Annotated in this window: 4 protein-coding genes and 1 pseudogene; 4 read left to right on the top strand and 1 reads right to left on the bottom strand. The window is 64.7% G+C overall.

Annotation, left to right across the window (positions count from 1 at the left end):
* The first annotated feature begins 18 nt into the window (after nt 1-18).
* The 4 genes from ACFCU0_RS11905 to pckA all read left to right on the top strand — a co-directional run bounded on the left by ACFCU0_RS11905 (nt 19) and on the right by pckA (nt 11,354).
* Nucleotides 19-852 carry a 7-carboxy-7-deazaguanine synthase QueE gene (locus ACFCU0_RS11905; RefSeq protein WP_434973895.1) on the top strand — a complete coding sequence of 278 codons (834 nt, stop codon included), beginning with the start codon at nt 19-21 and terminating at the stop codon, nt 850-852.
* Nucleotides 853-904: 52 nt separating this feature from the next.
* A complete protein-coding gene (gene pbpC, locus ACFCU0_RS11900) occupies nt 905-3,412 on the top strand; it encodes a penicillin-binding protein 1C (RefSeq protein ID WP_434973923.1) in 2,508 nt (835 codons plus the stop codon).
* 270 nt (nt 3,413-3,682) lie between these two features.
* Entirely contained in the window at nt 3,683-9,370 is a 5,688-nt protein-coding gene (locus tag ACFCU0_RS11895) for an MG2 domain-containing protein (protein WP_434973894.1), read from the top strand.
* A gap of 385 nt (nt 9,371-9,755) precedes the next feature.
* Nucleotides 9,756-11,354, top strand: coding sequence for a phosphoenolpyruvate carboxykinase (ATP) (gene pckA, locus ACFCU0_RS11890; protein ID WP_434973893.1), 1,599 nt, complete (start codon nt 9,756-9,758; stop codon nt 11,352-11,354).
* 550 nt (nt 11,355-11,904) lie between these two features.
* Here the strand turns inward: pckA and ACFCU0_RS11885 are convergent.
* A pseudogene (locus tag ACFCU0_RS11885) lies at nt 11,905-12,878 on the bottom strand (IS3 family transposase); the annotation flags it as partial.
* Nucleotides 12,879-12,954: the final 76 nt, after the last annotated feature.

Below are 12,954 nucleotides of genomic sequence, written 5' to 3'. Positions count from 1 at the left end.
GCCTTCCATCTTCAACGCATGGTCTTTTCCGCCTCCTCCGACAGCACGCCGGCAGGCGACAATGTGCCCGGATCAAACGCGCCGGCATCAACCGCGCCGGTCGTATCCGGGGCGGTAGCCCCTTCATCCGCGTCCTCTTCGACCACTCCGTCGCCCACCTACCACGTCAAGGAAGTCTTTCGCACCGTGCAGGGAGAAGGATTCTGGGCGGGCCGGCCGGCCGTGTTCGTGCGGATGGTGGGCTGCAACATGTGGAGCGGTTACGAGGACGACCGCGAGCGCGACGCCGAACGCACGGGGGCCGACTGCCCGCTCTGGTGCGATACCGACTTCACGAAAGAAGGAGCAGAAACGTATTCGGTTGATGACCTCGTCGCCCGAATGCAATCGGTCGGGAACGGCATCGACTTCTGTGTCATCACCGGCGGTGAGCCACTACTCCAGCTCGATTCGACGCTCGTGCGCGCGCTCCACGACGCCGGGTTCGAGGTCGCCTGCGAGACGAACGGTACGATACGCCTGGAGGATACGTTTTGGGACGGGGAGGCGCAGCGGGTCGTCCCGCCGGACTGGATCGTATGTAGCCCCAAGTTACCGGAGGATGAGCTGGTTGTGGAACGATACGACGAGCTAAAGCTGGTGGTGCCGGACTACCGGCCCGAGGCGTACGCAGCGTTTGCCGATCGCGCCACCCGTCACGAACTGGGCGCCGGGCTGCGACGGCTTCTCTGGTTGCAGCCCGAAGACGGCCCTCGACTGGACGAGGCAATGCAGCTGGCCGTCGACCTCGCACTCGACCATCCCAACTGGCGGGTGAGCGTGCAAACTCACAAGGTGCTGGGCGTTGACTGAGCACGCGACGCATCAGCTTCCCTTTTCTCATCGACATCCGATCCCGCTCGTGATGGACGCTGCCGCCCGCTTTCCCCGCCTCAGTAGGCAGGCTTGGGACACGCTGCGCCGGCACCCGATCCGAGCCTGTGTCCTCGGCATCCTGCTTGTGGGCATGCTCTCCCTGGCCTGGCCGCTCCCGCCCACGGCTGATGCCCCGAGCGGGGTCGTCAGTCTCAAGATCACGGATCGCTCCGGCCAGGTACTCCGCGAGATCCGTCCAGACGGGCGAGGCCGACCGGTGCCGCTCGCCGCCGTCGATACGTCCGTCCTCGCGGCCCTCATCGCAACAGAAGACCGCCGCTTCTACCGGCATCCCGGCGTCGACCCGCTCGCCGTCCTGCGCGCACTTCGGTCGAATCTGCGCGAGGGCCGGGTCGTCAGCGGGGCATCTACCCTCACGATGCAGGTTGCCCGACGCCTCCGCAACACCCGGGAGCGAGGATGGTGGGACAAAATCGTCGAGGCTCACCTCGCCGTCCGCGTTGACCTTCGATGGTCGAAGGACCGGATTCTGAGCGCATGGCTGAATCGCGTGTCGTATGGGAATCATACCCACGGGATCGAGTCCGCCGCGCGGCTCTACTTCGGGAAACATGCGATCGACCTGACGCGGGCTGAATCCGCGTTTCTCGTCGGCCTTCCCCAGAGCCCGTCGCGTTACGACCCGTTTCGTCATCTCGATCGGGCCCGCCAGCGCCAGCGGTCCGTGCTTGATGCCATGGCCCGGGCCGGCGACCTGACCCGCGAGGAAGCCGACCGCCTGGCGTCCCTTCCGCTCGATCTGAATCGTCCCCGCCAGGTCTTTCGCGCTCCGCACTTCACCGAATGGCTGCGTGTGCATCGGGGCCTCGATGACCCGGACCGCCGCGCTTCGAGCTCCGGCAGCGCGCCGCCCGTCGAACTCCGCACCACGCTCGATGCCAAACTGCAGCATGCCGTGGAGCAGCGGGTGCGATCGCACATGAAGCGTCTGGACGGCGACCGCGTGACGAACGCCGCGGTCGTCATTCTGGAGAACCGAACCGGAGCCATCCGCGCATACGTCGGGAGCGCTGATTTCTGGAACGACAACATCGCCGGCCAGAACGACGGCGTTCGGATGCGCCGCCAGCCGGGCTCCACGCTGAAGCCGTTCGTGTATGCGCGTGCTCTCGACACCCGGCTCAAGACAGCCGCCTCTATCCTCCCAGACATCGAACTCAACGTGCCGGGAGCCGGCGGTGCCTTTACGCCGACCAATTATGACGGCACGCTGCACGGCCCGACGCCTCTTCGCGAAGCGCTGGCGAACAGCTACAACATCCCCGCGGTGCGCGTGGCGCAGAAGCTCGGTGCGGGAGACGTGCTCCGCACGCTGCGGAACGCCGGACTGACCTCCCTCGACCGTGAGCCGGAGCACTACGGCGTCGGTCTCACGCTCGGGAACGGCGACGTACGCCCGCTTCACCTGGCGCGTGCCTATGCCGGCATCGCCCGGGGCGGCACCCTTCCAGGCCTTCGCTCCGTGCTGTGGTCCCGCACGACGGATGAAGACACGATCCACGTGCCGGGCGACGCCGCACGTCCGATGAACCTCTCCCCCGGCGCCCTCCGCATCGTCACAGACATCCTCAGCGATCCGTACGCCCGCGCCGAAGCCTTCGGCCGCCACGGACCGCTCGACTTCCCCTTTCCCGTGGCAGCCAAGACCGGCACCTCAAAGGACTACCGCGACAACTGGACCGCCGGCTTCACGCCAGACTATACGGTCGTCGTGTGGGTTGGAAACTTCGACGGATCGCCGATGCGTCGGATCAGCGGCGTTACGGGTGCTGGCCCGCTTTTCCACGCAGTCGTGTCACACCTCGGGCCGGGAGGCGCCTTCCCCGACCCATCGACGGCCGGCCTACAGTCCGTGGAGATCTGCCCGGCGAGCGGCCGCCGTCCCGGCACCTTCTGCCCAACGAAGCGCGCCGAATGGTTCCTGCCCGGCACGGCCCCGGCCGCGGGCGACACGTGCAATGTGCACCGGCGCATCGCCATCGACGAGCGGTCCGGCCTTCTTGCCACCGAAGCGACGCCGGCCGACGACCTTCGTGAACGCGCCTATACCGTCTATCCGCCGCCATATCACGCCTGGATGCGCGAACACGGGATGCCGCTCCCTCCCGACATTACCCACGAGGCTGCACGGAGTGAGGCTCCACAAACTTCCTGGCGCACCACCGACCGCCTTGCCATTCACTACCCGCTTTCAGGAGCGAACTTCCATCTCGACCCCGTCCTCCGCGATTCCTTTCAGCGCGTCCACCTTCGCGGCACCGCTCCAGGCACGTGGCACGATGTGCACTGGATCATCGACGGCGAACGGATCCAAGGCGATTACCGGGACGCCCGGTGGCGCCTCGAACCCGGCCGCCACACGATCCACCTGCGAGCCATCGGCCCCGACGGGACGCGATACCGCAGCCGGCAGGCCGCTGTGACGGTTCACGATACGCCCGAGACGGCCGGCTGGGCGCAGAACGAAGCGCCCTGATAATCGCGCTCCCGGGAATAGTGATCATAGGAAGTTTTCGTGCGAGGCACGAGTGTTCAAATGCCGGGGAACAGCGAGCGGGCGGAGCGTCGATGCAGGAGGGCGTCGCTCCGTCGATTGCCGAACGATCGGCGTCAACAAGTTGGATAACCGGCCCCGTTTTCATACGTTACCTGCGGGTCCGTTGCTCATTGGCGACCCCCTTCCGTCGCAGCGCAGCCCACGGTTTGCCGTGCGGTTTCCCCGTCCCTTTCGATTCACCCGTGTCCCATGCTGCGCCCGAATGTGCTTCCGCGATTCGCCGTCTTCGCCTGCGTTCTTGTGATGGCGTTCATGCTTGCGCACTGCGGTGGCAGCAACGAGGAGGTGTCGCAGGCGGCCCTCCGGACGCAGGGGTACGATGTGGGGAGTGCCGACATGCCGGCGCGATCGGACGAGGCCGCGACCTACACGCCTACGCAGGACGGACCGCTCCGCGTTCTCAGCACGTCGCCTTCAGGCGTCATGCACAATCCAACCGCGCGGCCACCGGTCACCGCCACGTTTTCCCGTCCCATGATCGCGCTCGGGTCCGAGCCGAACGTTCGCCCCGACGCCATCACGCTGGATCCGTCCGTCCCCGGCTCGCTCCGCTGGGAAGGCACGCAAACGCTCGTCTTTCAACCCGCCGAGGACCTCCCGCCTGCAACCGTGGTGACAGCCACACTGGCCGGCGACATCACCTCGCTGGAAGACGAGACGCTCGGGACGCCCGTCACCTGGACCTTCGAAACGGAGCGGCCGCGTCTCACCGAATCGCGGCCTCGGGATCAAGCGCGCTTCGTTGAGCCGGGCGACAGCGTGCACCTTGCCTTCTCCCTCCCCGTCCGCGCGTCTGCCGCCGAGCCGTTCGTTTCCGTCGAAACCTCGACGCGCCCGTCGCCCTACCGCCTGGAGCAAATCAACGACACGCTGCTCACCCTCGTCCCCGGCCAACGGCTTCCGAAAGGGACGGAGGTGCAGGTCACGCTCGGCGAGGGACTGCCGACGACGACCGGGGCGCTCGGGCTCGCTGAACCGAAAGACATCCGGTTCCGCATTCGCCCCGACCTATCGATCACGGAAATGAATCAGGGCGGTCGCGGGTTTGATGCGCAGTTCTATCCAGCCAACGGCATCACCCTGGGCTTCTCGACGCCCGTTTCGCTCGGGGACCTGAAAAAATCCCTCACCTTTGAGCCGGCGGTCGACTGGCCCGAATCTCTCGACGCACGCGCCGAGAACGAAACGACCGTTCACCGGCTGCCGCTGCCGTTTGAAGCCGAAACCAGCTATAAGGTCCGGATCGACGGGCTGACCGACGGTTTCGGACAGGAGATGCCCACGTTTCAGCGGCGTTTCCGCACCCGTGCGTACCGCCCGCAGCTCCAGATGGACCAGGGCATGATGGTCATCGAATCGGATCAGTACCCGATCATTCCGGTCCGCGCCACGAACGCCGGCGGCATTGACGTGGGAATGCGGGCGTTTTCGAAGGACGAGGTGGTGCCCCTCCTGAGCCAGTTTCGCCAATACGGGAGTGAACGGGAAACCTACTTCGAGGAAACCATTCCGCGTACGCGGTACTGGGACTTCGATCTTCCGCGCAATGCGCCCTCGGTGGTTCCCATGCGTCTCGACTCCATGCTCGCCGACAGCACCGGGCTGGTGGGCATCAACGTGCGCTGGGACCGCCCGGACTCGGACTACGACATGGATTACGAAGCCCTTGCTCAGGTCACTTCGCTCGGCGTCACGGGGAAGTTCAGCCCGCATCAGAACCTGATCTTCGTCACGCGACTGAATGACGCCACCCCGATACGCGGTGCATCGGTTGAGATCCGCGGGCCGGACAACGACGTGCTGTGGAGCGGTACGACGGACGCAAACGGGCGGGCACAGACACCGGGATGGTGGGCCCTGGGCATCCCGAAGTCGTCCGACTACCGTGCACCGGAGCAGTTCGTCATCGTCGAGCACGGCGGCGACGTGGCCGTGACCAGCAGCCGATTCGACAGCGGTGTGGAGCCGTATCGCTTCGGCATCAACTACGACCTCGGCCCGGACGCACAAACGGAGAAGGCGCTCGTTTTTTCCGACCGGGGCCTGTACAAGGTCGGAGAGACCGTCCACCTCAAGGCGATGGCCCGCCAGAAAACGGACGGCGCCTGGGCCAACCTGTCGGATGCCATCGAGGTGCAGATCAGCGACCCCCGGAACGAAGACGTGTTGACGGAGACGTTCACGCCCGACCGGATGGGTGCGTTCGATCTGTCGTGGGACCTTCCGCCGGACGCCCCGAGGGGTCGCTACACGGTTCGCCTCCGGCACGACGACGAGACGATCGAGTACGGGTCCTTCCGCGTCGAGGACTTCCGACGCGCCACCCTGGACGTGGATGCCACAACGTCGTCCCTACAGTACGTTGCGGGGGACTTTTTCGAGGGCACCATCGCCGGGCGCTACCTGTTCGGGGCCAGCATGGAAGGGCAGCCGGCCGAGTACCGCCTGTCGATGAGCGACACGCGCTACACGCCGCCCGGCTACCCCGCGTATCAGTTCGGCCCGACGGCCGCGCGACAGTACGGCACCATCACCCGAGGGGAAGGGCCGCTCGACTCGACCGGTGTCGTCACCGTCCGCAAGCAACTCGAAGGAAATAGCGAGGGGAGCCCGGTGCGCCTGACGTGGAGCGGTACTGTGACGAGCCCGACGGATCAGACCATGAGCGCCGAGGCCGCGTCGACGATGCATCCCGGCCTGTTTTACGTCGGCCTCAAACCCGAAACGACCTTCCTCGACCTCTCCCGCGACACCACCTTCTCCGTTGACGTCATCACGACGGACCCGGCCGGCTCGCCTGTCGGCGGGAAGGACGTCACGATCGAGGTCGTACATGTGCAGTGGAACAGCGTGCAGGAGGTCGGAGCCGACGGCCGTCTTCGCTGGCGTAGCGAGAAGACGGAAAACGTCGTCTACAGCACCGACATTACGACCTCCGCGTCCGAAGCGCGACGCATGAGCATGGTTCTTCCGCGCGGAGGGCGGTACGAGATCCGTGCCCGTGCTCGGGACCTGCGCGGCAACACGATCCGGAGCGACACCCATGCGTACGCCACGGGCCGGGGCTACGTCGCCTGGCGCCGTGACGACGACGATCGCATCACCTTGACCCCGGACAAGGAAACCTACACGCCGGGTGAAACCGCGCGCCTGCTCGTCCAGTCCCCGTACGAGAAGGCCCGCGCACTCGTGACGGTCGAACGGGAAGGCATCCTGTCCAGCCGCGTGATCGACATCGACAAGACGGCGCCGCAAATCGACCTCCCGATTACGGACGCGCACCTGCCCAACATTTACGTGAGCGTTATCCTCCTGAGCGGGCGAACGGCGCCCCCGCAGAAGACGAGCGACCCCGGCGCGCCCGGGTTCAAGATCGGGTACACAAGCCTTCGCGTCGACGCCGACGAGAAGCACCTCCGCGTGGACGTCTCGCCAGAGGAAACGCAGTACCGGCCCGGGGAAGAGATCACCGTGGACCTCCGGTTGACCGACGCCTCCGGGAACGGCGTGCCGGGCGAGATCACATTCTCCGCAGCGGATGCCGGTGTGCTCGACCTGATCGGCTACTCACTCCCCGATCCCTTCGGGACGTTCTACGGTCCGCGCCCCCTGAACGTAACCACGAGCGAGCTCCGCGCTGAGATGGTCGAACAGCGAAACTATGGACAGAAAGCTGAAGACCCCGGCGGGGGCGGCGGCATGGGACAGAACGTCGTTCGTACGGACTTTCGGCCCCTCGCGCACTGGGCACCGTCGATCCAGACGGACGGCAGCGGCCGCGCGGAGGTCACGTTTGATCTGCCGGAGAGCCTGACCACCTTCCGCCTGATGGCCGCCGCCGCGTCGCGCGACCAGTCGTTCGGCAAGGGTCAGGCCAACATCGTCGTGACCAAACCGCTCGTGTTGAAGCAAGCGATGCCTCGGTTTGCCCGGTTGGGCGACGACTTCGAGGCGGGCGTGCTCGTCTCCAACCGAACCGACACCGGCGGGACCGTGGAGGTGACCGCCGACCCCGAGGGCGGCATCACGCTCACCGGGGATGCGACGCGGACCGTTGAGCTTCCAGCCGGTGCCACCCGCGAAGTGCGATTCGACTGGACCGCACGGAATCCCGGTCAGGCCTCGGTACGCTTCCGCGCGTCGCTGAACGGCGAGACGGATGCCTTCCGCACCACACTCCCCATTCAACTCCCGCGGACGAAGCTGGCGGATGGGACGTTTTCCTCCACGGAGACGCGTCAGGATGAGGCGATCGTCCTTCCCGCCAACGCCCTGCCCGGAGCAGGCCAGTTCAGCGTGAAGCTGTCGAGCACCGCACTCGTCGGCCTGGACGGAGCCATCGAACACCTCTTCGACTATCCGTATGGCTGCCTGGAGCAGACGACGTCGCGTATCCGGCCGTTGCTACTGGCCAACGATGTCGTCGACGCATTCGACCTGGACGTCGTCGATGGCGACCGCAATGAAGCCATCCAGACGTGGCTCCAGTCGCTCCGATCCTTCTGGACCGGCGACGGGTTTTCGCTCTGGCAAGGAAGCCGGCACGACAACCCGTTCGTCACAGGGTACGTGCTTCTGGCCCTGGCGGACGCCCGGGAGGCCGGATACAGGACCCCGTCGTCGCTGACCGAGAAGACGCTGGCGGCCGTCGAGCAGTACGTTCGCAATCCGAGCGACCGCCCAGACTACTACTCCGCCGCCGTGTGGAAAACGACGCGGGCTCAGATGCTGTACGCGCTTGCCCGGCACGGACGAGTGCTGGAAGGAGAAATTGACGCGCTCGCCTCCGATCCACCCGCCTCGCCGGAGGGGCTCAGCTTCCTGTTGCGGGCGATCATAACGGCCGACCATGATGCCCTCTCGCGCTTCGAGCCGTCGATCGCGGATCGCCTCCGGAACCGCATTCGCGTGGAAGCGACACGGGCCTACCTCGACGCCCCGGACCGGGATGACTACCGGTGGATCTTCTCCAGTGATGTTCGCGCCACTGCGTTCGGCCTCACGGCGCTGATCGAAAGCGATGCCAGCGATGATTTCCAGCCGGTCGCCGAACGGATGGTTCGCTACCTGATGCGCGAACGGCAGAACGGACACTGGGCATCGACCCAGGACAATGCGGCGGCCGTGGACGCGCTTCGGGTGTACTTCGACGCGTACGAAACGACGACGCCCGACTTCAGCGCGCAGGTCAAGCTGGCCGGGCAGACCGTCCTCGAGAGATCCTTCCAGGGGCGGAGCCTGGACGTTGCAACGGATACGGTCGGCCTCGACGCCATGCCGTCCGGCCGTGAGGTACCAGTCACCGTGGCGAAGGACGGGGAGGGTAGAGTCTACTACTCGCTCCGGCTGCAGACCTATACCGCCGAGCCCGTCGAGGCGAGCGACCAGGGGATGGTGGTCGAACGCCGAATCCAGCGGCTGGACAACAGCGGGACGCCCGTGGGCGAATGGATGACCACCGGCCGCGACCGCATCAGGCTGTCGCCGGGCCAACTCGTCCGGGTCCGCCTTCGCCTGACCACCCCCACGGCAAGAAACTACGTCGTCGTCGACGATGCGCTACCGGCAGGACTCGAACCCATCAACGCCGATTTTGCGACGACGCGAGAGGACGTGACGGACAATGCAGAGATGGGCACCGACCGCTGGTGGGGATCGTTCAACCACACCGAGACGCGCGATGATCGTGTTCTGCTCTTCGCCGACTATCTCCGCCAGGGCGAACATGCCTATACGTACGTCGCCCGTGCGACCACCCGCGGCACGTACACGCATCCACCCGCCGAAGCCGAAATGATGTACGCGCCCGAAACCCGGGGACGAACCGCCACCAGCACCATGACGGTGGCCGACCTACCTGCGCAGGCCGAACGGTAATCGGCGGAAGCGCGCGATTCGAACGTCCATGCTCTAATTTCGCACGTTGCATCTCGGCCTGACCCTTGACACTTCCGCCCGCATTTTAGACTCTCCACTGTAGGGCTTGACCCCACACGATATACCGTGTGCCAACCGATGCCGATCTTCCCTTCGGAGTCGCATATTGACAGATGGATGCTGCCCGTCCGAAGCCCCGATCAACGGGTCGAACGCCGCGCTGCATCTACCGGTCTGCACAAACCCGCACGCATCGCCGCTATTTACATGCCGCCCTCAATTCACCGCTCTGACCGCTTTCTCCGCTCCGGGCTCGCCGCCTGACGGACCTCATTACTCACCGTTTCCACCCGACCGATCGACCCTTCTGACAGGGACAGTCTTTATGTCTGACATTAATCTTTCTGCACACGGCATCGACGTCGACGACGTCCTCCGCAACGCGACGCCTGCCGAACTTTACGAAGAAGCGGTACGTGTCGACCCGTCCGCTCGCATTACGCGGACCGGGGCGCTTCGCATTGAATCCGGCGAAAAGACGGGCCGCAGTCCCGCCGATAAGCGCATCGTTCGCCACCCGGAAAGCGAAGACGATATCTGGTGGGGGCCGATCAACATGGAAATCGACACCCACACGTTTCAGATCAACCGCGAACGGGCGCAGGACTACCTTAACACGCGCAACCGGTTATACGTGATCGACGGGTTTGCCGGGTGGGACCCGAAGCACCGCCTGAAGGCGCGCATCATCTGCTCCCGGCCGTACCACGCGCTCTTCATGCATAACATGCTGATCCGCCCGACCCGGGAGGAACTGGCCGACTTCGGCGAGCCGGACTTCGTGATCTACAACGCCGGCCAGTTTCCCGCCAACCGGCAAACGCAGCATATGACGTCGAAAACAAGCGTCGACGTCTCGTTTGAAGACAGCGAGATGGTGATTCTCGGTACGGAGTACGCCGGGGAAATGAAGAAAGGCATCTTCACCGTGATGCATTACCTCATGCCCAAGCGCGGTGTGCTGTCGATGCACTGCTCCGCCAACGAGGGCGACGACGGCGACGTGTCGCTTTTCTTTGGCCTGTCGGGCACGGGAAAAACAACTCTCTCGGCCGACCCGAACCGGATGCTCATCGGTGACGACGAACATTGCTGGAGCGACGAGGGTGTCTTCAACATTGAGGGAGGCTGCTACGCCAAGGCCATCGACCTATCGGCGGAGAAGGAGCCGGAGATCTACCAGGCCATCCGCTACGGCACGGTCCTGGAAAACGTAGTCGTCGACCCGGGGACGCGCGCGGTCGCTTACTCCGACACGTCGATTACACAGAACACGCGGGCGTCATACCCGCTGGAGTACATTCCAAACGCGAAGATCCCGGCGATGGGCGACCACCCGGACAACATCATCTTCCTGACGTACGACGCGTTTGGCGTCATGCCGCCAGTGGCCAAACTGACGCCCGAGCAGGCGATGTATCACTTCATCAGCGGCTACACGGCGAAGGTGGCGGGCACGGAAATGGGCGTGACCGAGCCGAAGGCAACATTCAGCGCTGCGTTCGGCGCCGCGTTCCTCGTCTGGCATCCGAGCGTATACGCAGAGATGCTGGCAGAGAAGATGCGCGAGCACGGCTCGGAAGCATGGCTCGTCAACACGGGTATCACCGGTGGCCCGTATGGGACTGGCCACAGGATGCCGCTACCTCACACCCGGTCCATCATCGACGCCATTCACGACGGTGCGCTGACGGACGTCGATATGACGCAGGACCCGGTCTTCGGCTTCCAGGTGCCGCTCCATTGCCCTGACGTGCCCGACAACATCCTGCAGCCGCGCAAGACGTGGGACGACGTCGAGGCCTATGACGAACAAGCCCAGAAACTGGTCGGGCTCTTCCGGGATCACTTCAAGCAGTACGAAGAGGTCGCCGATGCAGAAATCGCTGCAGCAGGCCCCACCCTGGAGCCGGCAAGCGTCTAAGCAAGGCTCGAACGACGCAGCGGTGATCCGACCCATCGCCCGTGCCCGGCGTCGCCCGTTCCGGCGGCGCCGGGCATTTTTCGCTCACGCCGTCCCCGGGCTTACGCGCCACCCCTAAGAGGAACCGCAGGTGTACCGGCAACGCAGACGCGCGGACTTCAGCGTGCACCGATGGCGCATGCACCACTCGTCCGAACGTACCGCCCCGGTCGCTCTACATCTCCGTGGATTTTCTACATGCTACAGCGTAGTCTACTAACGGTCTCGTTACTGCTCCCGGGGATGTACACATGGTGGCCCTGACACCCTTCAACGCAGGCCAACCACAACATTGACTTTCACCGAAGGGGGTGAAACCGGCGCTCGGATTGGCTCGCTTGTCGTTCTTCGGGACACAGGCGACCATCCGACGCCGGGGGGATGCAACGCCTCGCCGACGCTCGTCGGCGGGGCGTTTTTTGTTGCATTGATCGGCGGATATGATATGTGTCAAGTCCCAAAATGCGTTTCCATAAATCTCTGCCTCTGGCGGGGTATAGCATCCGGTTTCCCCGGCATGGGCCATCGCCGGTGTTCGCTTGCCGAGACTGTTGTGAGGGCGGTGCTCGTCGTAGAGCTGCACTGCCTCGCGGAGAGCGTTCTTCGCTTGCCTTACGTCCGCAAATGTGTCTCCAAGACCATACTCGTCCTTTAAAATCCCATTGATCCGCTCTGCCAACGGATTCTCATATGGATTGCCCCGAGAGGTCATCGAGGACAATGTGTTGGCTCTGCTCAGGGCGGTCGTGTAGGCGCCACAGGTGTACTGTACGCCCCGGTCGCTGTGATGAATCAGCGGCCGGATCGGCTCGCTTTGCTGTGGCTCGCTTTGCTGCCCTCGGCGGGCCCGCAGTGCCTGCCGTAGCGCTCGCAGGCTGCCCTCGACCGATAAGCTATCGGAGAGATCAAAGCCCACGATCTTGCGCGAGTAGCAGTCAGTAACCAAGGCCGCGTAGCAGTGGCGCTCACCCGTGCGAACGTAGGTGATGTCGGAGGCCCACACTTCGTTGGGCCGTCCCGGCGGCTGGTGGCCGGCCACGAGGTTGGGGGCAGCCCTCATCCCATGGTCGGAGTGGGTCGTGCTGTGGCGCCTCCGGCGCGGCCGCACAAGCAGCTTCGTGCGCCGCAACAGGTCGAAGAGAGCATCTCGGCCGAGCAGCAGCTTTCGAAAGACCTCATAATACATCTCATAGAGCTTCCGCGTGCCCAGACGCTTTTGCAGGCGGCGCTCGTTGCGAACCACTTCCAACGCCTTCGCCTCTCGCTCATCGCGTTCCCGCCGTCGCACTCGGCCCTGGTAGTAGGCCTGACGGCTCATCCCTGCTCCCTGGTGCCGTACGTCTTTAGCCAGCGCTGCACCGTCGACGAACCCCCAATGCCGTAGCGCCGCCGGGCATGACCGATGGACAGTTCTCCCGACTCGACCCGACGGACGATCTCGCGCTTGAAGGCTAACGAATACCGTCTGTACGTACGCTCAGCCATCTTTGTCTCCTGTTCGGTTTAACGTCTCACTCCCTGTAAACCTAATTCAGGACGGTACCATGACAGACCCGCCCCC

The sequence above is a fragment of the Longibacter sp. genome, from assembly GCF_051155795.1.
In the GTDB taxonomy this organism is placed as follows: Bacteria; Bacteroidota; Rhodothermia; order Rhodothermales; family Salinibacteraceae; genus Longibacter.
This window is presented reverse-complemented; position numbering and strand designations above follow the sequence as displayed.

Bases quoted from the DNA above. Each gene is read 5' to 3' on its own strand.
- pbpC (WP_434973923.1), top strand. From the start codon at position 905: ATGGACGCTGCCGCCCGCTTTCCCCGCCTCAGTAGGCAGGCTTGGGAC.
- ACFCU0_RS11905 (WP_434973895.1), top strand. From the start codon at position 19: ATGGTCTTTTCCGCCTCCTCCGACAGCACGCCGGCAGGCGACAATGTG.
- ACFCU0_RS11895 (WP_434973894.1), top strand. From the start codon at position 3,683: ATGCTGCGCCCGAATGTGCTTCCGCGATTCGCCGTCTTCGCCTGCGTT.
- pckA (WP_434973893.1), top strand. From the start codon at position 9,756: ATGTCTGACATTAATCTTTCTGCACACGGCATCGACGTCGACGACGTC.